The 21,722-nt window shown below is 71.1% G+C and carries 18 protein-coding genes and 1 pseudogene; 6 read left to right on the top strand and 13 right to left on the bottom strand.

The genetic code is table 11. The annotated features are described in order from the left end of the window. The first annotated feature begins 206 nt into the window (after positions 1-206). Positions 207-1,463 (top strand): phosphatidylserine decarboxylase, encoded by a 1,257-nt coding sequence (locus ACN27F_RS22315; RefSeq protein WP_421436474.1) that lies wholly within the window; start codon positions 207-209, stop codon positions 1,461-1,463. 31 nt (positions 1,464-1,494) lie between these two features. Here the strand turns inward: ACN27F_RS22315 and ACN27F_RS22310 are convergent, their stop codons facing one another. From ACN27F_RS22310 to ACN27F_RS22300, 3 genes are all read right to left on the bottom strand, one after another. Continuing rightward, positions 1,495-2,484: a CDP-alcohol phosphatidyltransferase family protein gene (locus tag ACN27F_RS22310; protein WP_421440393.1), complete on the bottom strand. Its 990-nt coding sequence runs from the start codon at positions 2,482-2,484 to the stop codon at positions 1,495-1,497. A 244-nt stretch (positions 2,485-2,728) separates the two neighbouring features. Continuing rightward, on the bottom strand, positions 2,729-3,559 hold the full coding sequence (locus ACN27F_RS22305) for an NUDIX hydrolase (RefSeq protein ID WP_421436472.1): 831 nt from the start codon (positions 3,557-3,559) through the stop codon (positions 2,729-2,731). A gap of 36 nt (positions 3,560-3,595) precedes the next feature. Beyond that, a complete protein-coding gene (locus ACN27F_RS22300) occupies positions 3,596-4,543 on the bottom strand; it encodes an NUDIX hydrolase (RefSeq protein WP_421436470.1) in 948 nt (315 codons plus the stop codon). Between the two features lie 169 nt (positions 4,544-4,712). Here ACN27F_RS22300 and ACN27F_RS22295 point away from each other — a divergent pair. Beyond that, positions 4,713-4,943: pseudogene (locus ACN27F_RS22295) on the top strand (PspC domain-containing protein); the annotation flags it as partial. Positions 4,944-4,964: 21 nt separating this feature from the next. Here the strand turns inward: ACN27F_RS22295 and guaA are convergent. The 3 genes from guaA to ACN27F_RS22280 all read right to left on the bottom strand — a co-directional run bounded on the left by guaA (position 4,965) and on the right by ACN27F_RS22280 (position 8,730). Continuing rightward, complete coding sequence (gene guaA, locus ACN27F_RS22290) at positions 4,965-6,518, bottom strand: glutamine-hydrolyzing GMP synthase (protein ID WP_421436467.1); 1,554 nt, start codon at positions 6,516-6,518, stop codon at positions 4,965-4,967. Positions 6,519-6,529: 11 nt separating this feature from the next. Beyond that, a complete protein-coding gene (locus tag ACN27F_RS22285; protein WP_421436466.1) occupies positions 6,530-8,218 on the bottom strand; it encodes a GMC family oxidoreductase in 1,689 nt (562 codons plus the stop codon). Between the two features lie 86 nt (positions 8,219-8,304). Beyond that, positions 8,305-8,730 carry a winged helix-turn-helix transcriptional regulator gene (locus ACN27F_RS22280; RefSeq protein ID WP_421436463.1) on the bottom strand — a complete coding sequence of 142 codons (426 nt, stop codon included), beginning with the start codon at positions 8,728-8,730 and terminating at the stop codon, positions 8,305-8,307. Between the two features lie 145 nt (positions 8,731-8,875). On the opposite strand from ACN27F_RS22280, the gene ACN27F_RS22275 reads away from it, so the two are divergent. Further along, a complete protein-coding gene (locus ACN27F_RS22275; protein ID WP_421436461.1) occupies positions 8,876-9,742 on the top strand; it encodes an aldo/keto reductase family oxidoreductase in 867 nt (288 codons plus the stop codon). A 133-nt stretch (positions 9,743-9,875) separates the two neighbouring features. Here ACN27F_RS22275 and ACN27F_RS22270 read toward each other — a convergent pair whose 3' ends face one another. From ACN27F_RS22270 to guaB, 3 genes are all read right to left on the bottom strand, one after another. Beyond that, the gene (locus ACN27F_RS22270; RefSeq protein ID WP_421436460.1) at positions 9,876-11,297 is read right to left on the bottom strand and encodes a M1 family metallopeptidase; all 1,422 of its coding nucleotides are present in this window, start codon (positions 11,295-11,297) and stop codon (positions 9,876-9,878) included. Then, a complete protein-coding gene (locus tag ACN27F_RS22265) occupies positions 11,294-12,415 on the bottom strand; it encodes a GuaB3 family IMP dehydrogenase-related protein (RefSeq protein WP_421436457.1) in 1,122 nt (373 codons plus the stop codon). Before ACN27F_RS22265 ends, ACN27F_RS22270 begins: the two co-directional genes overlap by 4 nt. A gap of 66 nt (positions 12,416-12,481) precedes the next feature. Then, on the bottom strand, positions 12,482-13,972 hold the full coding sequence (guaB, locus tag ACN27F_RS22260; RefSeq protein ID WP_421440391.1) for an IMP dehydrogenase: 1,491 nt from the start codon (positions 13,970-13,972) through the stop codon (positions 12,482-12,484). Positions 13,973-14,317: 345 nt separating this feature from the next. Here guaB and ACN27F_RS22255 point away from each other — a divergent pair, with 345 nt between their 5' ends. Next, positions 14,318-14,734, top strand: coding sequence for a DUF5319 domain-containing protein (locus ACN27F_RS22255; RefSeq protein WP_421436454.1), 417 nt, complete (start codon positions 14,318-14,320; stop codon positions 14,732-14,734). Positions 14,735-14,768: 34 nt separating this feature from the next. On the opposite strand, the gene ACN27F_RS22250 is transcribed toward ACN27F_RS22255, so the two are convergent. Beyond that, positions 14,769-15,593 (bottom strand): LuxR C-terminal-related transcriptional regulator, encoded by an 825-nt coding sequence (locus ACN27F_RS22250; protein ID WP_421436451.1) that lies wholly within the window; start codon positions 15,591-15,593, stop codon positions 14,769-14,771. A gap of 278 nt (positions 15,594-15,871) precedes the next feature. Here ACN27F_RS22250 and ACN27F_RS22245 point away from each other — a divergent pair, with 278 nt between their 5' ends. After that, the gene (locus ACN27F_RS22245) at positions 15,872-16,279 is read left to right on the top strand and encodes a WhiB family transcriptional regulator (RefSeq protein WP_421436449.1); all 408 of its coding nucleotides are present in this window, start codon (positions 15,872-15,874) and stop codon (positions 16,277-16,279) included. On the opposite strand, the gene ACN27F_RS22240 is transcribed toward ACN27F_RS22245, so the two are convergent. The 3 genes from ACN27F_RS22240 to groES all read right to left on the bottom strand — a co-directional run bounded on the left by ACN27F_RS22240 (position 16,266) and on the right by groES (position 20,186). Next, positions 16,266-17,861, bottom strand: a complete 1,596-nt coding sequence (locus ACN27F_RS22240) for a molybdopterin-dependent oxidoreductase (protein ID WP_421436446.1) — start codon at positions 17,859-17,861, stop codon at positions 16,266-16,268. The genes ACN27F_RS22245 and ACN27F_RS22240 overlap by 14 nt on opposite strands. Positions 17,862-18,108: 247 nt before the next feature. After that, complete coding sequence (gene groL, locus ACN27F_RS22235; RefSeq protein WP_421436443.1) at positions 18,109-19,755, bottom strand: chaperonin GroEL; 1,647 nt, start codon at positions 19,753-19,755, stop codon at positions 18,109-18,111. Between the two features lie 116 nt (positions 19,756-19,871). Next, complete coding sequence (groES, locus tag ACN27F_RS22230) at positions 19,872-20,186, bottom strand: co-chaperone GroES (protein ID WP_088960325.1); 315 nt, start codon at positions 20,184-20,186, stop codon at positions 19,872-19,874. A 208-nt stretch (positions 20,187-20,394) separates the two neighbouring features. On the opposite strand from groES, the gene ACN27F_RS22225 reads away from it, so the two are divergent. Beyond that, complete coding sequence (locus ACN27F_RS22225; RefSeq protein ID WP_421436442.1) at positions 20,395-21,699, top strand: THUMP-like domain-containing protein; 1,305 nt, start codon at positions 20,395-20,397, stop codon at positions 21,697-21,699. Positions 21,700-21,722 lie beyond the last annotated feature (23 nt).

Here is a 21,722-nt window from a genome sequence, read left to right as displayed (position 1 = left end):
GTCGTCCCCGCAGGTGCCGGCCCGGCGACGGCAGGCAGGCGACACCCGACGTCCACCGACGGGCGACACCCGACGTCCACCGCGATGGACAACTGGCCGTCGCCGGCCTGGGCAGCAGCGCCCGCCGGCGACGGCCGCTGCGGTCCGCGGGCGCGGCACCTATGCTGGGTTCGCGCTACACCACCACCGCAAGGAGCTCATCCGTCATGTCCTACTCCGCTGTTCCCGGTGTACCCGGTCCACGCCGCCCGGTCGGCCTCGGGGACCGGGCTGCCCGGGTCCTGACCGCAGAGCTGGCTCGGGACAACACCGCGAAGCATGCGCTGCTGGTGGCCGCTGTTCCCGGCTCGACGGTGCTCCGCGCGGCGGTGCAGGCGCTGCTGCCCGGCGACACTCTCACCGTGGTGCCCGCCGAGGCCGATCAACTGCCACAGGTGCAGGCCGAGGTCACCGGACACGGGCGGTGGGCGAGCGACCGGGTCCGGGTGATCGATTCGCTGCCGGCCGCCGACGCCGCCGACATCATGGTCGTGGCAAGCCCGCTCACCGGTTCGGCCGAGGACGCGCGTGCGGCACTCGACGGTTTCGCCAAGCACCTGACTGAGGGAGGGGTCGTCTCGGTGGCCGTGCCGGCGTTGCCGGGCAGCAGCGAGGGCGCCGTGGCCGAGTTGGACCGGCAAGCCGCGCTGTTCGGTGCCGGCAGCGACCTGGTGCTGCGTAACGCCCCACCGGTACGGGTGCACAAGCTGCGCTTCACCGCCGCCGCACCCGAGCGGGCCGAACGGCTCGGGCCGGTGTTCCGCCCGTCCAGCGTGCCGCTCACCCGGGGCATGCACCTCGATTCCAACGGCGTCGCGGCCGCCGCGATCGCGTTGGGGTTGGCCGCGGCGACCCGGTTGGCCAGACCGCGCAGCAGGCTCTGGCTGTTGCCGGCGTTGGCCGCGGCACCGGCCGCCGCGTTCTTCCGGGACCCGCAACGCGACGTCCCAGACGAGGATCCGGATGCGGTGGTGGCGGCCAGTGACGGCCGGGTGCTCGCCGTCGAGCGGCTCCGTGACGAGCGGTTGGGCGCCACCGACTACCTGCGGATCGCGGTCTTCCTGTCCATACTCGACGTACACATCAACCGGTCACCGGTGGCCGGACGGGTGGTCGACCATTTCGTCACCGACGGTGGCTTCGCCGCAGCGATGAAGCCGCAGGCCGAGCACAACGTCGCCGCCTACACGGTGCTGGACACCGTCCGTGGCCGGGTGGTCGTCGCCCAGCGCACCGGAATGATCGCCCGACGGATCGTGCACCGGGTGCCGGTCGGTGCGCTACTTGCCCGGGGCGAGCGGTTCGGACTCATCCGGTTCGGTTCCCGTACCGATGTCTACCTGCCGGCCGATGCGGCTGCTGCCCTGGTCGGACCGGGCGACCGGGTAGTGGGTGGCGCGTCGGTAATTGCCCGCTGGCGCTGAGCCGCCGGCATCGGCCCCGACAGCCCGACGGTCAGGCGGCCCCGCGCCGGTGCAGCCAGAGCAGCGGCCCACTGGCCAGATACGCCAGGACGATCAATCCGAACGTCAGCCGCATCTCGACCAGGCCGCCGACCACGGGCACCAGCCACAACCATGGCGGCAACTTGAGCAGGCGGGCCAGCTTGACGTACGGGAAGCTGGAAACCATGGCGAAGGCGAGCAACGCGACACCGGCCAACTGCACGGTACCGGGGACCGGGATCTCGATCAGTACGCCGAGCGCGAGCACGCCGGCGGCCAGTGTGGTCGGTACGCCGGTGAAGAAGCCGCCGTCGCGCGGGGAAATGTTGAACCGGGCCAGTCGGATGGCTGCGCAGCCCGCGACCAGCGCGCAGGCCACAGCCGCCGCGGTGGTGGACACCGTACCGGCCAGTGAGGCGTAGACCACCACCGGTGCCGCCAGCCCGAACGAGCACATGTCGGCGAGCGAATCCAGCTGAGCGCCGAACGGGCTGGCCACGCCGAGCCGACGGGCGAGCATCCCGTCGAGCCCGTCGCAGACGACGCAGGCGATGAGGCAGAACGCCGCGTGGCGTACGTCGCCTTCCATCGCGAGGATGATCGCGGCCAGCCCGAGCGTCAGGCTGGTCAGCGTGGTCGCGTTGACCAGGGTGAACCCGGCCCGTCGCGGAGCGGTCGGGGTGCCCGGCAGCAGCGGGACCGCAGGATGCGCCGGATCGTCGCGGACGGCCTCGGCGTCGCCCGTCGAGACACGGGCCGGGCCACCCACCGCCGGGCTGATCGGGGCGATCGCGGCGATCTCCGCCGTGGTCAACTCGTCCGTGGTCAACCCGTCGAGACGCTGCCGGGTGAGGTGGTCGAGCATGTCGTAGGCGGCGGTGCGCGGCGGGACCGGTTTGGCGTCGAAACCATCCGCGACCGTCATGACATGCCTGGCACGGGGCCGTCGTCCGACCCGCACCAGCAGGACCTGCCGGGCGAAGGTGCCGCTGCGCCGCAGCGGTCCTGCCCAACGGCGTCCGGCTGGTCGAGGACTGTCGGTCGTACGCCGCCGCCGCCACGGGGCTCTCGCCACGGATCCCTCCATCATCGGTCGAGCCGCCGCCACGCTGACGGTGCGGCTGCCCGATTATGCGGCCTACACCATTGCACAGCCACAGCGGATTGGCGAGAGATCAGCGTGGTTTATGGCGGTTTATCCGGGAGGAACTGGACAGGCTACCGTCACTTCGTGCTAGCTCCAGCTAGCACCGCTGGTCACCGAGCTCGGGTACGAGCACCGACGTGGCGAGCACGCTCAGCGGGCGATCGGCAAGCTCGTCCTGGGTGAACCAGCGCGCCGCCGCCGTCGATCCGCCGGCGGCTTCGGTGACCACCGCAGGTGTCGGCCGGTCCACCGATACCCGGTAGATCGCCTGCACCACGTGCCAATCGACCCGACGTCCATCCGGCCCGAGGGCGGCCGGGTCATGATGATGACGCACGCCGAGCACCGCTCGGGCCCGTCCGGCCTGGCCGGTCTCCTCGATCAGCTCCCGCAACAGACCGACCAGGGGCTGTTCACCGAAGTCGGTGCCACCGCCCGGCAGGTGCCAGCGCCCTGCCCCCGGATAGCCTGCCGCGATCCGGGTCAGCAGGATCCGCCCCGCTGGATCGGTGACCACACCGTAGGCCCCGAACCGCTGGCCTCGCTCGCGGGTCGTCGTCAGCTCACCCTCGACCTGGGCCGTCAGCTGACCCTCGACCTGGCCGACGGGGCCTGCGGGGTCGGCGCGGACGCCCGCACCGGATGGCTCGACGCGGAAGATGATCCGGTCGGTGTGCACTTGCCGGCCGGTGATCGGATCGGGCAGGGTGTCGGAGATCACCGCGACCACCGCGCCGCTCCGCACGGTGAGCCCGGCCAGCGCGACGAACCCACGGATCACCGCATCGGCCGGGTGCTCGCCGTGCCGCAGCACGCCGCCAGGCAACTGCGGTCGCCCGGTGGCACCACCGTCGTCGCCCGGCGACCGCACCAGCAGGAGCCGGCCGCCGGGGTCGTGACAGATCCCGTACGCCGCGATCCGTCGCATGCTCACCGTCCCCGGCGGGTTGCGGTGTGGGGCGCGTCAGACGAGCCTGGCCGCGCCCACCGCCTCGGCGGTCACCTCGGTCAGTTCCGAGGACGGCAGGGTCCGGAGCTCACCGGTGCCGAACCAGCGGGCTTCCGAGGTGGAGCCGCCGACGTCGGCGACGATCGGCGGGGCGGGACGGTCGACCGCGACTTCGTAGAAGGCCCGTACGCCGTGCCAGTCGATCGGGTAGCCCTCCGGCCCGAGCGAGGCGGCGTCCCGGTGGCTGGCCACCCCGAGCAACCGGATCAACCGGCCACGCTGGCCGGTCTCCTCGACCAACTCGCGGATCAGTGCGGCACCGGGCTGCTCGCCGTAGTCGGTACCACCACCGGGCAGATGCCAACGGCCCGCCCCCGGGTAGCCCGCCGCGATCCGGGTCAGCAGGATACGACGGGCGGGGTCGGTCGCCACCGCGTACGCCGCGAAGCGCTGCGCCCGGTGCAGGCCGTCCGGGCCGGGCACGGCGTAGAAGGACGGGAAGTCCGGTGCGGTGTCCGGCCGCAGGTCGATGGTGTCCGGCGGCAGACCGAGGGCGCTGGCGGTGAACGGGCGCAGTGGCAACTGCTTGGCCTCGTCCAGGCTGCACCAACGGGCCAGGTCGGTGGGCTGGTTGATGCGGTGGCAGATCTGCCCACCACGGACCTTGACCTCGTAGATCAACCGATCGGTGTGCAGTGTGATGCCACGCTGCGGCAGCGACCGCATGTCGGCGAGGACGTCGCGCAGCCCGGTGACGGCGACTGACAGGCCGGTCTCGGCCGCGGTCTCCCGTACGACCGTGTGGTTGGGATCCTCCCCGTGGTCGACCGCCCCACCGGGCAGCGACCACACCCCGGGTGTACCCGAACGCGCAGAGGCACGGACCAGGAGAAACTGGTCCTCCGAATCGGCACAGACAGCGTATGCCGCGATCCTGCGAAGCGGCTCTAGGGCGGGCGTCACGAGTCCGAATTCTGCCCGCCATTGGCCGACCGGCGCGGACGAGTGTCAGATTGGCGACAGTATCGAATGTAACTAGTTAACTACATAGAGCGGCAATCCGGGACGGATCAGGGTAATGATCCGGGCAGTCACCGAGGCCGACCGCCCCGACGGGCGGCATCGTCGAAGCATGACGACCCAACCGAACTTCGCAGCCCAAGCCCCGTACAAGCAGCTCCGCCGACCCACCACGGACCGCATGATCGCCGGGGTGGCCAGCGGCCTCGGCCGCTACTTCGGCGTCGACCCCACCCTGGTCCGGGTGATCTTCGCGGTCGCCGCCGTGCTCACCGGTGGGCTCGCCGCGCTCACCTACCCGGTGATCTGGTTCCTGATGCCGGAAGAGCCGCCGACCGCGCCGACGCGGTGAGCCGCGGCCGGGTCACTCCCACTCGATGGTGCCCGGCGGCTTGCTGGTCACGTCCAGCACGACCCGGTTGACCTCCGGCACCTCATTGGTGATCCGGGTGGAGATCCGGCCGATCACCTCGTAGGGCAGTCGGGACCAGTCGGCGGTCATGGCGTCCTCGCTGGACACCGGGCGCAGCACCACCGGGTGGCCGTAGCTGCGCCCGTCGCCCTGGACCCCGACGCTTCGTACCTCGGCGAGCAACACCACCGGGAACTGCCAGACGTCACGGTCCAGGCCGGCCGAGGTCAGTTCCTGGCGGGCGATCAGGTCTGCGGCCCGGAGCACCTCAAGCCGGGCCCGGTCCACCGCTCCGATGATCCGGATGGCCAGCCCCGGCCCCGGGAACGGGTGCCGCCAGACCATCGCCTCCGGCAGGCCCAGCTCCCGCCCGAGCGCCCGCACCTCGTCCTTGAACAGCGTGCGTAGCGGCTCGACCAGGGCGAACTGCAGATCGTCCGGGAGCCCGCCGACGTTGTGGTGCGACTTGATGTTGGCGGTGCCGGTGCCGCCACCGGACTCGACCACGTCCGGGTAGAGCGTGCCCTGCACCAGGAACTCGACGTCACCGGCGGCGGCCACCTCGCGGGCCGCCGACTCGAACACCCGGATGAACTCCCGGCCGATGATCTTGCGCTTCTGTTCCGGGTCGGTCACCCCGCTCAGCGCGCCGAGGAACCGGTCGGCGGCGTCGACCACCTTCAGCTTGATTCCGGTGGCCGCCACGTAGTCCGACTCCACCTGCTCGGCCTCGCCGGCCCGCAGCAGCCCGTGGTCGACGAAGACGCAGGTCAGCTGGTCACCGACGGCTCGGTGCACCAACGCGGCGGCCACCGCGGAGTCGACCCCGCCGGACAGCCCGCAGATGATCTCCTTGGCACCGACCTGCTCCCGGATCCGGGCCACCTGCTCGTCGATGATGTTCTGCGGTGTCCAGGTCGGTTCGATGCCGGCGATGTCGTAGAGGAAGCGGGTCAGCATCAGCTGCCCGTGCGCGGTGTGCCCCACCTCCGGGTGGAACTGCACCCCGGCCCGCCGGCCGGCGACGTCCTCGAAGGCCGCGACCGGGGCGCCGGCCGAACCTGCGGTCACCGCGAACCCCGCCGGAGCGGCGGTTACGCAGTCGCCGTGGCTCATCCAGACCGGGATCTTCGTCGGCAGCTCACGCAGCAGCACTCCAGGGTCAGGCTCGGCGGCCAGCGGGGTGCCACCGTACTCGCGGTTGCCGGTGTGCGCGACCGTGCCGCCGAGCGCCTGCGCCATCGCCTGGAAGCCGTAGCAGATGCCGAACACCGGCACCCCACCGTCGAACAGCTTCGGGTCGACCTGCGGGGCACCCGGCGCGTAGACGCTCGACGGGCCACCGGACAAAATGATCGCGGCCGGGTCGCGGGCCATCATCTCGGCCACCGGCAGATCGTGCGGGACGATCTCCGAGTAGACCCTGGCCTCCCGCACCCGGCGGGCGATCAGCTGGGCGTACTGGGCTCCGAAGTCGACCACCAGGACCGGACGCGGCGTGCTCATGTCCCGAGAGCCTACCGACCGTCACCGCAACGCCCGGACGATGGCTCAGGTTGTTGACGGCCGTCCGGCTCCCCCTTGGCCGGCCAGTGGGCCATCGCCCGCTCGGCGAGCGCGGCGATGGTCAGCGACGGGTTCACCCCCAGGTTCGCCGGCACCGCGGCACCGTCGACCACGTGCAGGCCCGGACAACCGAACACCCGGTGGTACGCGTCGACGACACCGTCGCGTGCGGTCGCCCCGATGACCGCTCCGCCGAGGATGTGCGCGGTCATCGGTACGCCGAACGGTTCGCTGACCGGACCGGCCGCAATCCCGCCGATCTCGTCGGCGAGTAGCCGTACCGCCTGGTTGCCGGCCGGGATCCAGCTCGGGTTGGGCTCGCCGTGCCCGTGCCGGGCGGCCAGCCGGCCCCGGTGGTGGTACGTGGTCAGCGAGTTGTCCACCGACTGCATCACCAGCGCGACGACGGCACGTCGGGACCAGCCGCGCACCGACAGCAGCCGCAGGGTCCGGCCCGGTCGGCGCAGCAAGGTTCCCAGCCAGCGGCGCACCCGCCGGGGGCCGCCGTCGACCAGCACGGTCGCCAGCAGCCCCATCAGGTTCGAGCCCTCGCCGTACCGCACCGGCTCGACGTGCGTGCCCGGTTCGGGATGGAACGAACTGGTGATCGCCACGCCCTCGGTGTAGTCGAGGCCTCGGCGACGGGCTGCGCGACGCGGCACCACGGCACCGAGGATCGCCTCGGAATTGGTGCGGGTGAGTGCGCCGATCCGGGCGGAGATCTCCGGCAGTGCGCCGGTGGCGCGGGCGGCGTGCAGCAGCCGCTGGGTGCCGAGCGCCCCGGCGGCGAGCACCACCTGGTCGGCGGCGATGGTGTCCCGACCGCCGAGCCACGCCCCGGTCCGGCGTACGTCGACCAGGTAGCCGGCACCGTCCGGGTCCGGCCGCAGGCCGGTGACCGTGGTCAACGGCCGGATCCGTGCCCCGGCCCGCTCGGCGAACCACAGGTAGTTCTTCGGCAGCGAATTCTTGGCGCCGACCCGGCAACCGGTCATGCAGGCACCGCAGTGCGTGCAGCCGACCCGGTCCGGGCCGGCCCCGCCGAAGTACGGGTCGGCGACCCGCTCGCCGGGCGGGCCGAGGTAGACGGCGACCGGGGTGGGCCGGAACGTGTCACCGGCACCCATCCGGTCGGCGACCGCCCGCATCGCCTGGTCGGCCCGGGTGGTACGGGGATAGTCGACGACGCCGAGCAGCTGTTTCGCACGGGTGTAGTACGGGGCGAGTTCGGCCCGCCAGTCGGTGATGCCGGACCATTGCGGGTCGGCGTAGAAGTCGTCCGGCGGCTCGTACAGAGTGTTGGCGTAGACCAGCGACCCGCCGCCGACGCCGGCACCGGAGAGCACCAGCACTCCGGCCCGGGTACCGATGTCCGGCCGGCGCCGGCCGGACGTGCCGCGCCGGCCGGCCGCCACGCGGTGCCCGGCGGAGCGCAGCAGAGTGATCCGCTGAATGCCGAAGCAGCCGAGCGCCGGCGCCCAGAGGAACCGCCCTACCCGCCACGACGTGCGCGGCAACTCGTGGTCGGCGAAGCGCCGGCCGGCCTCCAGCACCAGCACCGAGTAGCCCTTCTCGGCGAGCCGGAGCGCGGCCACGCTACCGCCGAACCCCGAACCGACCACGACGACGTCGTATCGCATTCCGCCATCATTACCAGTCGGTAATCATCCCGCCACCACCCGGCCGCACACCATGCCGAGCCCCCAGGGTTGGCATGGCTCCTGGTTCAGGCGGTGGCGTCGTCGTACCTCGCGCGATTGCCGGATATCTCGTCCATGTGTATCTCGGCCCAGGTCTTCAGGCCACGCATCATCTGGTGCAGCGACAGGCCCAGCTCGGTCAGCTCGTAGGAGACCGTGACGGGCACGGTCGGTGTCACGGTACGGCTGATCAGACCGTCACGCTCAAGGGAGCGCAGCGTCTGCGTGAGCATTTTCTGGCTGACGCCGGCCAGCAGGCGGGACAGCTCCGAGTAGCGCATCGGTCGGGGGTCACCGGCGCAGTCCGCGCCGCTGCCCAGCGCGGACAGGATCAGGGTGACCCACTTCCCGGAAATCCGCGCCAACAGGTCGCGACTAGGACATGAAGCCAGAAAGGCATCGTACTCGGCCTTGGCCTCGGCTCTCTTCTGCGCCGCTGTCGTCGTTGCCACCGACCGCCCTCCAACCAATGGGGTGAGTTACGCACTTCCAGGTACCTACTTCCCGGCAGGAAGTGACGTCCCCAATAGTGGGTCAGGCATCCGCCAGGCACCAGTCCTGCCTGGGACCACCCCTTCGAGAACCAGAGGTGCACGCATGTCGTCCGTTTCCCTGCCCGGCGGCACCTGGACGCTGGGAGACCTGACCGTCACGCGCTTCGGCTACGGCGCCATGCAGCTCGCCGGCCCATGGGTCATGGGACCGCCCGCCGACCACGACGGTGCCCTCGCCGTCCTCCGATCGGCTGTCGAGCTCGGCATCACCCACATCGACACCGCCGACGCATACGGTCCGCACATCACCAACCAGCTGATCCGGGAGGCGCTGCACCCCTACCCCGGATCGCTGCACATCGCGACGAAGGTCGGCGCGACCCGCGACCAGCAGGGCGGCTGGCCACCGGCCCGAGACCCGCAGAGCCTGCGCCGGGCCGTCCAGAACAACCTCGAAACCCTCGGCGTCGAGACGCTCGACCTGGTCAACCTCCGACTGGGCAACGCCGAGGGACCCCAGCCCGGCTCACTCGCCGAGGCGTTCCAGACGCTCGTCGAACTCCAGCAGCAAGGCCTGATCCGGCACCTGGGGGTGAGCAACGCAACAGCGGAACAGGTCACCCAGGCGCAGACGATCGCACCGATCGTCTGCGTGCAGAACATGTACAATCTCGCCCACCGCCACGACGACGAGCTGATCGACGTACTCGCCGGCCAGGGCATCGCCTACGTCCCCTTCTTCCCGCTCGGCGGCTTCAGCCCGCTGCAGTCCTCGGCCCTGTCCTCGGTGGCCGAGCGACTGGACGCGGCGCCGATGTCCGTCGCCCTCGCCTGGCTGCTGCGACGCTCACCGAACATCCTGCTGATCCCCGGGACCTCGTCCACGGCGCACCTGCACGAGAACGTCGCCGGGGCGGGAATCACGCTCTCCGACGAGGACATCGCCGAACTGGACAAGATCGGCCGCTGACGGTTTCTCGCGCTCGCGCTGCCACTGGCGCCGGTCACGCTGCTCGTCGGGCCAGCTCGTACGGATAGTCCCGGGTCGGGGGTCGGGGGTCGGCGGAGATCCTGCCGGCCGGAGGAATCTGGTCGCGCCTGAACTACCTGGCGGGGGCGGTGTCGCCGTACAGCCAGGTGTCGAAGAACTCGCGCAACGGCTGGCCGGAGACCCGTTCGGCGACCGTCACGAACTCCTCGGTGCTGGCGTTGCCGTTGCGCTGCTCGGCGGTCCAGGTGCGCAGCAACCGGAAGAACGCGTCGTCGCCGATGGTGCGTCGCAACGCGTGCACCGTCAGCCCACCCCGCTTGTAGACGGCCTGGCTGAAGATCCCCGACCGGCCGGGATCAGCGGTCGGCTTGCTCCAGTCGATCCGGTCGTACTCACGGTCGAACATTTCGTCGGCGCTCGGCCCGCCGTCGTGTTCGGACCACAACCATTCCGCGTACGTGGCGAAGCCCTCGTTGAGCCAGATGTCGCGCCAGTGCTGGATCGACACGCTGTTGCCGAACCACTGGTGGGCCAGCTCGTGTGCGACCACCCAGGTCACCGGCTCGGAGTCGAAGAACACCTTGCCGTACACCGGCCGGGACTGGGTTTCCAGGGCGTAGCGGATCCGGTCGTCGCTGACCACCACGCCGCCGTACGCGTCCACCGGATAGGGACCGAACACCGTCTCCAGGTAATCGGCGATCTCACCGGTGCGGGCCATCGCCTGCTCGGCCGGGCCGTCCACCGGCAGATCGGCGGCGACGGCGATCACCATCGGCCGGCCGGCGTGCGTACTACGCCGCACCCGGTAGTCGCCGATCACGAGGGTGGTCAGGTAGCTGGCCAGCGGAGTCTGCTCCGACCAGGTCCAGGTGGTCCAGCCGTCGGCGCTGGTGGTCTTCCCCGGTACGCCGACACTCAACGCGACCAGCCCGTCCGGGACGGCGATTTCGAGGTCGAAGGTCGCCTTGTCCAACGGGTGGTCGTTGACCGGGAACCAGGTGCTGGCCGACTCCGGCTGGCCGAGCGCGATCGCCCCGTCGCCGGTCACCTGAAAGCCGCCAGCGCCCAGATCCGGGCTGGTCAGCGGCTGCGGCCGGCCGCCGTAGTCGACGGCCACGGTGAACTCCGTACCGTCGGCCAGCCCGGTGGCCGGGGTGACGACAAGCTCGTTGCCGTCGCGGGCGTGCTCGGCCGCCGTGCCGTCGACGCTGACCGATGACACCGCCAGCCCTGCCAGGTCCAGGTTGAACCGGGACAGGTTGTCGGTGGCCGTCGCGGTGATCGTGGCGGTGCCACCGAGCTGTTCCGCCGCCGGGTCGTAGCGCAGGTCCAGTTGGTAGCCGACCACGTCGTAGCCGCCGTTGCCGTAGCCCGGGAAGTAGGGATCACCGATCCCGGCCGCTCCGGGGGCGTATTCCGGTGAACTGTCGAGCAGCTCCGGCAGCACACCGCAGCCGGCGCTGGCCCCGGCCAGCACGGCCAGCAGCACACCGGCCGACGTCGCGGCGATCCCGATCCGGATACGGATCACCGGTCCAGGACCAGCCCGACCCGCTGGAACTCCTTCAGATCCCGGTAGCCGCACTTGGCCATCGCCCGGCGCAGTCCACCGAACAGGTTGAGCTGCCCGTCGGGCGAGTCGGCCGGTCCGAACAGCAGCTGTTCCATGCTGCCGAGCGGCTCGTCGTCCGCCGCGCCGAACGCACCGCGGGGCAGCTTCGGGTGGCTGGCCACCGAGTGCCACCAGGCACCGGCCGCCGGCGCCTCGGTGCACAGCGAGAGCGGCTCGCCGAGCATCACCGCGTCCGCCCCGCAGCCCAGCGCCTTGGCGATGTCGCCGGAGGTCTGCAGGTCGCCGTCGGCGATCAGGTGCACGTACCGGCCGCCGGTCTCGTCCAGGTAGTCGCGCCGGGCGGCGGCCGCGTCGGCGATCGCGGTGGCCATCGGCACCCGGATGCCGAGCACCGAGTCGGTGGTCGACCACTCGTCCGCACCGATCCCGACGATGACTCCGGCCGCGCCGGTGCGCATCAGGTGCAGTGCGGTCTTGTAGTCGGTGCAGCCACCGACCACCACCGGCAGATCGAGGTCGGCGATGAACTCCTTGAGGTTGAGCGGTTCGTCGGTGGTCGAGACGTGCTCGGCCGACACCAGGGTGCCCTGGATGACCAGGATGTCCACCCCGGCGTCCAGGATCACCGGGGCCAGCGCCAGGGTGTGCTGCGGCGACACCCGCACCGCGACCGTGCCGGCACCGGCGCGCATCTGCCGTACCCGCTCGGCGATCAACTCCGGCCGGATCGGTTCGGCGTACGCCTCCTGCAGCCGCCTGGTCGCCGGTGCGTCGTCGTCCATCGCGGCCAGCTCGGCGAGCAGCTTGCTCGGATCCTCGTAGCGGGTCCACAGCCCTTCGACGTTGAGCACGCCGAGCCCGCCCAGCCCGCTGAGCTCGGCGGCGGTGCTCGGGCTCATCGTCGCGTCCGACGGGTGGGCCACGCAGGGAATCTTGAACTGGTACGCATCGAGCTGCCACGCGGTCGAGACGTCGTCGACGTCCCGGGTGCGCCGGCTCGGCACGATGGCGATGTCATCGAGGTGGTAGCCGCGCTGCGCGGTCTTGCCCAGCCCGATCTCGACCACGTCACGCATGGGTGTCTCCAATATGGGCAGGTCCCGGCCGGCGGCTCGGCCACCGGCGGCCGGGAAACGGCGAACTCAGCGGGTGTGGTAGTTGGGGGCCTCGACCGTCATCTGGATGTCGTGCGGGTGGCTCTCCTTGAGACCCGCGGCGGTGATCCTGATCAGCTGACCGCGCTGGTGCAGGTCGTCGATGCCTTCGGCACCGACGTACCCCATGGCCAGCCGAACCCCGCCGATCAGCTGGTGCACGACGGTGCCCAGCGGTCCACGGTACGGCACCTGACCCTCGACGCCCTCCGGCACCAGCTTCTCGTCGCTGAGCACGTCCTGCTGGAAGTAGCGGTCCTTGGAGTAGGACCGGGCCTGACCACGCGACTGCATGGCACCCAACGAACCCATCCCCCGGTACGACTTGAACTGCTTGCCGTTGATGAACAGCAACTCGCCGGGGCTCTCCTCGCAGCCGGCCAGCAGGCTGCCGAGCATCACCGTGTGCGCGCCAGCGACCAGCGCCTTGGCGATGTCACCGGAGTACTGGATGCCGCCGTCGGCGATCACCGGCACCCCGGCCGGACGGCAGGCGCGGACCGCCTCCATGATCGCGGTGACCTGCGGTACGCCGACCCCGGCGACCACCCGGGTGGTGCAGATCGCACCGGGGCCGACGCCGACCTTGACCGCATCGGCACCAACGTCGACCAGCGCCCGCGCACCGGCGAAGGTGGCCACGTTCCCGCCGACGACGTCGACGGTGGTGTCGGACTTCAGGGCGCGGACCATGTCCAGCACGGCCCGCTGATGTCCATGGGCGGTGTCGACGATCAGCACGTCGACACCGGCGTCGACCAGGACGCGGGCCCGCTTGTACGCGTCGTCGCCGACGCCGATCGCGGCGGCCACCCGCAGCCGGCCGGCGTCGTCCTTGGTGGCGTCCGGGTACTGCTCGCTCTTGGTGAAGTCCTTGACGGTGATCAGCCCGCGCAGCCGGCCGGCGTCGTCGACCAGCGGCAACTTTTCGACCTTGTGCTTGCGCAGCAGCGCGAGGGCGTCCGGCTTGGCCACCCCGACCGCAGCGGTGACCAGCGGCATCGGGGTCATGATCTCGCGAACCGGCCGGTTCTGGTCGATCTCAAACCGCATGTCCCGGTTCGTGACGATGCCGACCAAGGTGCCCTGCTCGTCGACGACCGGGACGCCGGAGATCCGGAACCGACCGCACAACGCGTCGACATGCCGCAACGTGTCCTGCGGGCCGCAGGTGACCGGATTGGTGATCATGCCCGCTTCGGAGCGCTTCACCAGATCGACGTGGAGCGCCTGGTCCTCGGCGGCGAGGTTGCGGTGCAGCACGCCGATGCCGCCCTGCCTGGCCATGGCGATCGCCATCCGTGCCTCGGTCACCGTGTCCATGGCGCTGGACAGCAGCGGCAAGGACAGCCGCACGTTGCGGGTCATCGACGTCACGGTGTTGACCCGGCTCGGGATGACGTCCGATTCGGCAGGCTGCAGCAGCACGTCGTCGAAGGTCAGGCCGAGCGGCACCGCCCGGGCCGAGCCGGCCGGCATCTCCGGCACGTGACCGCCGAAAGCGGTGGTGTTGGTAGCGGTCTGCTCGGCTGGCGAGTTCTCCACGACTGATCCCCTGCGCTGGTCGGACGGCTTCGCCTGAGGGCCGGTGGCGGCTGATGCCCGCGCTGCGCGGAGGCGGTGGCCCGGCGCGGGTGGCGGTTGACCGGCTCGCCCCCTCCTACGGGTGCGATGGTTAATCGTACCCACCAGCCGACCAGGCGGGCACAGGACGCCCACCGCACCAGCCGACCAGGCGGGCACAGGACGCCCACCGGGGTCGGGTCCGGGAACCCGGACGGGTGGGGCAGGCGCGCTCGGTACGGGTGGGACTACGGTGGAGGGGTGCACGAGGAGCCGATCGATCCGTTTAGCGGCGACCCCGCCGACCCGTCGGCCGGGCTGAACGATCCCAGTGAGGACGGGGAGTCCGACTCGTTGACCGCCGCCGAGCGGCAGGACGTGTTGGAGGACCTGGCAGACCTGGAGGTCTACCAGGCGCTGCTCGGTGCGGTCGGCATCCGTGGGCTGGTGATCGAGTGCGAGGACTGCCGGGAACCGCACTACTTCGACTGGGACCTGCTACGCGGCAACCTGCGGCATCTGCTCAACTCCGGTCGCCCGCGGGTGCACGAACCGGCCTTCAACCCGGACCCGGACCACTATGTGACCTGGGAGTACGCCCGAGGCTACGCGGACGGCGTACACGACACCCTGCAGGAGGAGCAGGAGGAGTCTGACGACTCCGATCGCCAACGCTGAGGCGCACCGCCGTCGGGCCAGCGGTCCGTAGCGGTCAGGCGACCAGCCCGGAGCGGAAGCCGGTGGCCACCGCGTGAGCCCGGTCGCGCGCACCCAGCTTGCGGAACAACCGCCGGGCGTGGGTCTTGACGGTGTCTTCGGAGACGAAGAGTTCGCGGCCGATCTCACCGTTGCTCTTGCCCTCGGCCATGCCGCGTAGCACCTGGAGCTCCCGCTCGGTGAGACCGATCCGGCGCAGGACGGAGGCCGGGCTGTCGTCCGGTGCCGCCTCGCCCGGCACCGGCGCGGGTGGCGTGTCGTCACGTTGATTGGGAACGCTGCGGCCACCCGCCGACTGACCGGCCGCTTGCGGACCGGCGGTCGACGGCCGACCCGCTGACGGCGTGACCGGCGGTACGGCCGGCGCCAGAGCGACCTCTGCGGTCTGCACCGAGCAGGGCACCGCCACCTGACGTTCAGCCAGCAGTGGAACCGCGCGCCCCGGCGCGGCAAGTAGCAACAGCGTCTTGGCGACCACAGTGACCAGATCGTCGGCTCCCCGGTCGTCGGCTCCCCGGATCAAGCCTCGGGCACCGGCTGCCATCGCGGCGGAAGCCACCTGCGAATCCTCGGCACCGAACAGCACGATCACGCTGCCCGGCGAGCGGGCCAGCACCCGACGGGTGAAACTCGCGCTGTCGGGGCGCGCCAAAGCGGTGTCGGCGAGCACGATCTCCGCAGACCGTTCGGACAACCGCAGCATCACTTCTGGCTCGGAGACGGCGGTCCGGACGGCGGCGGAGAGACCGAGTCGGGCGGCGACTGCGGTGATGTTCTGCGCTGCGGTGATCGACCGGACGCACACGAGGACCTTACGCACTGTGACTCCCCTCTCCCTTGAGCAGCAGATCATGTGCCGCCCGATCGCTCATACGCTTTGCCATGAAAAAAGATGAAAGTTCAGTACGGATGACCACGCCGCCGATCCTGCCTCCAGCACAGGTTCCGCCGGATCTGGATGAGTTGCGCAGGAAGCGGTTGAGCGGATCGCCAGCCGGGTACCGGTGTTGCACGAAGGACCGGTGCGATCGCGCGGCCGGCCGCCCGGTCCGACGACCATGAGGTGTCCACGGGTGCCGCGCGGAAGGAGGGGTGCTGATGTCGGACGTACGCCGACTGCCCGGACCGATCGTCGACCTGTGGGAGTGGCAGCGACTCGGTGCGTGTCGTGGCCGCGACAGCGCACAGTTCTTCCATCCCGACGGTGAACGCGGCTCGTCACGTACCCGCCGCGAGTCAGGTGCCAAGGCCGTCTGCCGGACCTGTCCGGTACGGGCTGAGTGCGCCGCGCACGCCTTGGCGGTACGCGAACCGTACGGCGTGTGGGGCGGCTTCAGCGAGTCGGAGCGGCTCCGGCTCCTCGCCGTCGGCTGGGAGGACCTGGCCGACCGTCGCCGTCAGCGGGTCGACACCGAGCGCCTGGAAGCGCGCCTTGGCCGACCGCACAAGTCCACTGTGCCGGCCCAACGCCGGGACGTACCGGCAGCCGCGATCACGTCACGGTGACCCGGACCGTATGCCAGCCGGTCGCGCCGTCCGGGGCGACCGGCTGGCGCTGCTCCGGCTGAGTGTTCCCGGTCGCGTCGGTGGCCCGTACCTGCAGCAGGTGTTCGCCAGCGGCGGCCGGCCACTGCCAGACCCACTGCACCCAGGTGTCCGCCGACACGGCGGGGACGACGGTGGCCTGCTGCCATGGTCCGTCGTCCACCCGTACCTCGACCGCACCGATCCCCCGGTGCGGAGCCCAGGCCACCCCGGCGACAGCGACGGTGCCGGCGGCGAGTTCGCCGCGGCCACGCGGCGTGTCGATCCGTGACTGGGTCTTGATCGGCCCCCGCGCCGCCCAGCCACGCGGCACCCAGTAGGCGTCGAAGTCGGCGAAGCTGGTCAACTCCAGCTCGGTTATCCACTTACAGGCCGAGACGTAGCCGTACAGTCCGGGCACCACCATGCGGACCGGAAAGCCGTGCTCGACCGGCAGCGGTTCGCCGTTCATGCCGATCGCGAGCAGCGCGTCGCGGCCGTCGAGCAGCGCCTCGGTCGGCGTGCCGCAGGTCCAACCGTCCACCGACCGGCCCACCACCTGATCGGCGCCGGGCAGCGGACCGGCCTCGACGAGCAGGTCCCGCACCGGTACGCCGAGCCAGCGCGCGTTACCGACCAGGTCGCCGCCCACCTCGTTGGAGACGCAGGCGAGCGTGACGTACCGTTCGACCATCTCCCGGTCCACCAGGTCGGCATAGCTGATGGTGATCGGGTTGGCCACCCGGCCGTGGATCCGCAACCGCCAGGTCTCCGGGTCCACCTGCGGTACGACCAGCGCGGTGTCGATCCGGTAGAAGTCCCGGTTGGCGGTGACGTACCGGCTGAGGCCGGACACCTGTGGGTCGGCGCCGGCGGGTACCGGTGGCGCCGGATCGGCCGGTGGCGGCAGCGCCACGGCGGCCCGCGCATCGGCGACGCCGCGCCGTCGGGCGAGCGAACGCCCGCTGAAGCCGGCGACCGCGGCCACGCCGATGGTCACGCCGACACCGGACAGGAACCGTCGTCGATCGCCCGCCCCACGCCCCGGCAGCACCGCGCCGGTCGACACCGGCCCGTCAGCCGCAACCGGCCCGTCAGCGGACACCGGCCCGTCGGCGGACACCGGCGCCAACGGGCCGGCTATCAGCAGCCACAACAGCCCGGCTGCGGCAGCCGAACCGATCAGAGCGGGCAGCACCGCCAGCGGCCCGGCGTCCGGCCGGGTAACGGCCGCGACCGCGCCGATCAGCCCGAACCCGGCGATACCCAGAAAACCGGCGACCAGCCAGCGGGCGGCCAGCAGTCCGATCCCGGCGGCGAACCCGGCCAGCAGCACTGCCGTGCCGATCAGCAGAGCGGTCTTGTCATGGACGCCGAACACGTCGATGGCGAACTGTTTCAACGGCTCGGGCACGGTGTCCACGACCACGCCGCCGACGGCGACCAGCGGCGCGGAGCGCGCTCCGGTGAACACGGCAGCCAGCTCGGCCAGACCGAGAGCCAGGGCGGCGGCGGTGACGCCGACCAGGGCCGCCGATGGTCCGGGTATGCGGGGCTTGCTCACCGTTGAGTCCTCACCGTCGCGTCCAGTGCTGCCCAGCCCAGGCGACGCGTTGCCCGGGCTGCGCCGTACCGGGGGCGGTGCGGCACCAGCGCATCCGGGCGCCGGCCCGTTCGCCGACCGCAGCCTATCGCCGGTTACGTCACCGCCGACGATACGCAAGATCCGCGCGATCAGGAACCGCCGGCGGCGGTGCCGCCAGCGGGCCGATCGCGCGGATCTCGGGTGGAACGGTGGTTCGGTTACCGGCTCAGAAGCCGGGGCCGTGCTGGTGGCCGTGGCCGTGCGAGTGCCCGTGCCCACCGGCTGCGGCGGGTTCGGGCTTCTCCGGCTTCTCCACCACGAGGCTTTCCGTGGTGAGCAGCAGACCGGCGATCGACGCGGCATTGGTGACCGCGTTGCGGGTCACCTTCACCGGGTCGACGACGCCGGCGGCGGCGAGGTCGACGTACTCGCCGGTGGCCGCGTTGAGGCCGGTGCCCCAGGCGCACTCGCGGACCTTGCCGACCACGACGTACCCGTCGAGGCCTGCGTTCTGGGCGATCCACCGCAGCGGCTCGTCGAGCGCCTTGCGCACGATCGACACGCCGACCTTCTCGTCCCCGGTCAACCCGAGGTCGTCGGCGAGCACCGTGGTGATCTGGGTCAGCGTCGCACCCCCGCCCGGGATGGTGCCTTCCTCGACCGCGGCCTTGGTCGCGGCGATCGCGTCCTCGATGCGGTGCTTGCGCTCCTTCATCTCGACCTCGGTCGCCGCCCCGGCCTTGATCACCGCGATGCCGCCGGAGAGCTTGGCGAGCCGCTCGGCGAGCTTCTCCCGGTCCCAGTCGGAGTCGGACGCCTCGATCTCCTTGCGGATCTGCGCGACCCGGTCGGCGACCTCGGTGTCCCGGCCGCGGCCGTCGACCACCGTGGTGGTGTCCTTGTCCACGACCACCCGCCGGGCGCTGCCCAGCGACTCCAGCCCGACCGCGTCGAGCTTGTAGCCCAGCTCCGGCGCGATCAGCTCCGCGCCGGTCATGATCGCCATGTCCTGCAGCATCGCCTTGCGCCGGTCGCCGAATCCGGGTGCCTTGACCGCACACAGCTTGAGCGTCTTGCGGACCGAGTTGACCACCAGGGTGGACAACGCCTGTCCATCGACGTCCTCAGCGACGATCAGCAGCGGCTTGCTGGCCTGGACGACCTTCTCCAGCAGCGGCAGCAGCTCTTCGATCGCCGAGATCTTCTGGGTGGTGATCAGGATGTACGGGTCTTCGAAGACCGCCTCCTGCGCTTCGGCGTCGGTGACGAAGTGCGGGGAGATGAAGCCCTTGTCGAACTGCAGACCCTCGGTGATCTCCAGCTCGGTGGCGAGGGTGGAGCCCTCCTCGACGGTGATGACGCCGTCGCGGCCGACCTTCTCCATCGCCTCGGCGATCATTTCGCCGATGGTGGCGTCCTGGGCCGAGATGGTCGCCACCTGGGCGACCGCGTCCTTGTCGGCCACCTCGACTGCCTTGTCCAGCAGCGCTTCGGAGACCTTCTGCACGGCCGCGTCGATGCCACGCTTGAGGGCGGTCGGGTTGGCCCCGGCAGCCACGTTGCGTAGCCCTTCACGGACCATCGCCTGGGCGAGCACGGTCGCGGTGGTGGTCCCGTCGCCGGCGACGTCGTTGGTCTTCGTCGCCACCTCCTTGACCAGCTGCGCGCCGAGGTTCTCGTACGGATTGGTGAGCTCGATCTCCTTGGCGATGGTGACACCATCGTTGGTGATCGTCGGAGCGCCGAACTTCTTGTCGAGCACGACGTTGCGCCCGCGCGGGCCGAGGGTGACCTTGACCGTGTCCGCGAGCGCGTTGACGCCGTGCTCCAAGAGGTGCCGGGCGTCATCCGAGAAACTCAGGATCTTCGCCATGACATTCCCTTCACGCACTAGCCGTCGGCCGGCCGGCTTACTCGCCGAAGACCGGCCGACGGTCGACGCCCCGGAGCCCCAGGTAGGGCTCCGGGGCGGTCAGCACTGGCAGTAGGTCACTTCTCGATGACCGCGAGGACGTCGCGGGCGGAGAGCACCAGGTACTCCTCGCCGGCGTACTTAACCTCGGTGCCGCCGTACTTCGAGTAGATGACCGTGTCGCCGACGTTGACGTCAACCGGGATCCGGTTGCCCTTGTCGTCGATACGGCCCGGGCCGACAGCGAGGACGGTGCCCTCCTGCGGCTTCTCCTTGGCGGTGTCGGGGATCACGATGCCCGACGCCGTGGTCGTCTCAGCCTCGTTCGCCTGGACCAGGATCCGGTCCTCGAGCGGCTTGATCGCAACCTTGGTCGCGGTAGTCACGGGCATACCCTCCTGGGGTATCTGGTGTTTGTGCCGGCCGCAACGCAGCCGGCGTCAATCTGCCTCATGCCACCGGGCGGGTCCGTCGTCGCGGGTGCCGGTCCGCCTGGCGTTTCGCCCCCCGGCACGAGCCGGTGAGCTGGCACCCTCGGCCGGAGAGTGCTAATCGCAGATTAGCAGTCGACCGTACGGAGTGCTAGCCCGATGGCCGAGCGTGGACAATGTCGCCGTGCACCCGGACGAACTGGCCGCGCTGCGGACCCCGGACGGCGAGCAGGCCCTGGTCGCCGCTACCGCGCTGGTCGACGGTGCGGCCGGTAACGACCCGTTGGCGGCAGCCTCGGCGCTGCGCGCCACCGGCGTCGCGGCTCCCCTCGCCGCCGCCGCGCTCACCCAGGCCACTCTGCGTCGCCGGGCAGTCGTCAAGTTCGGTCCGGCGGCCGAGCGGATGTTCTTCACCCGGACCGGGCTGGAGCAGGCGACCCGCGCCGCCGTCGCGGACCGGCGGGCGGCCCGGCTGCACGCCGCGGGCGTACGAAGCCTCGTCGACCTCGGATGCGGTCTCGGCGCCGACGCCCTGGCCGCCGCCCGGGCCGGCATCCGGGTGTACGCCGTGGAGGCCGACCCGGGCACGGCCGCGCTCGCCACCGCCAACGCCGCGGCCACCGGCCTGGCCGAGCTGGTCACGGTCGACTGCGCGGACGCGACAACGGTCGACGTACGCGGCTACGACGCGGCGTTCTGCGACCCGGCCCGACGTGCCGGCGCCACCGGCCGACGCACTTTCGATCCGGACAGCTACTCCCCGCCGTGGAGCTTCATCCGCTCGCTGGTGGACCAGATGCCACGGACCGTACTCAAGGTCGCTCCCGGGATCGACCACTCGCTCGTGCCACCCGGCGCGCAGGCGGAGTGGGTCAGCGTCGACCGGGAGATGGTGGAAGCGACCTTCTGGTGCGGCCCGCTGGCCACGACCGGCGATCCGCCCGCCATGGCCGACGGCCGGTCGGGTGATCGGGCCGCCGGCCGTCAGGCCACCCTGTTGCGCGCCGGCGGCCCACCCGCCGTACTCATCGGCGACGGCGCCGAACCGGTCGCCGTCGGCCCGGTCCGCCGCTACCTGTACGACCCGGACGGCGCGGTCGTCCGGTCCCACCTCGTCGCCGCGTTCGCCGCCACCGTGGACGGCGCTCTCGCCGACGGCTCGATCGCCTACGTCTACGCGGACTCGGCCACCCGGACCCCGTACGCCCGCTGTCTGGAAATCACCGACGTACTGCCGTTCTCCCTCAAGCGGTTGCGGGCGCTGGTCCGCGACCGGGGCATCACCCGGTTGGAGATCCTCAAGCGCGGCTCGGCCCTGGATCCGGCTCAGCTGCGCCGTGACCTGCGACTGCGGCCGGCGGCAGGCCCTCGCGCCGGTGGCAGCGCGGCGAGCCTGGTGTTGACCCGGGTGGCCGGCGCTCCCACCGCCCTGCTCGCCCGGCCGGTCCCGGCGGGACATCCATCGACCGGATGACCGGGCACCGGTAGAGTCGCGCG

Source organism: Solwaraspora sp. WMMB335 (assembly GCF_049179075.1).
Lineage (GTDB): Bacteria > Actinomycetota > Actinomycetes > Mycobacteriales > Micromonosporaceae > Micromonospora_E.
This window is presented reverse-complemented; position numbering and strand designations above follow the sequence as displayed.

What these genes read in the sequence shown, in the direction of transcription:
- ACN27F_RS22315 (WP_421436474.1), top strand. Translation starts at nt 207, where the DNA reads ATGTCCTACTCCGCTGTTCCCGGTGTACCCGGTCCACGCCGCCCGGTC.
- ACN27F_RS22305 (WP_421436472.1), bottom strand. Translation starts at nt 3,559, where the DNA reads ATGCGACGGATCGCGGCGTACGGGATCTGTCACGACCCCGGCGGCCGG.
- guaA (WP_421436467.1), bottom strand. Translation starts at nt 6,518, where the DNA reads ATGAGCACGCCGCGTCCGGTCCTGGTGGTCGACTTCGGAGCCCAGTAC.
- ACN27F_RS22285 (WP_421436466.1), bottom strand. Translation starts at nt 8,218, where the DNA reads ATGCGATACGACGTCGTCGTGGTCGGTTCGGGGTTCGGCGGTAGCGTG.
- ACN27F_RS22275 (WP_421436461.1), top strand. Translation starts at nt 8,876, where the DNA reads ATGTCGTCCGTTTCCCTGCCCGGCGGCACCTGGACGCTGGGAGACCTG.
- ACN27F_RS22265 (WP_421436457.1), bottom strand. Translation starts at nt 12,415, where the DNA reads ATGCGTGACGTGGTCGAGATCGGGCTGGGCAAGACCGCGCAGCGCGGC.
- guaB (WP_421440391.1), bottom strand. Translation starts at nt 13,972, where the DNA reads ATGCCGGCCGGCTCGGCCCGGGCGGTGCCGCTCGGCCTGACCTTCGAC.
- ACN27F_RS22245 (WP_421436449.1), top strand. Translation starts at nt 15,872, where the DNA reads ATGTCGGACGTACGCCGACTGCCCGGACCGATCGTCGACCTGTGGGAG.
- groL (WP_421436443.1), bottom strand. Translation starts at nt 19,755, where the DNA reads ATGGCGAAGATCCTGAGTTTCTCGGATGACGCCCGGCACCTCTTGGAG.
- groES (WP_088960325.1), bottom strand. Translation starts at nt 20,186, where the DNA reads ATGCCCGTGACTACCGCGACCAAGGTTGCGATCAAGCCGCTCGAGGAC.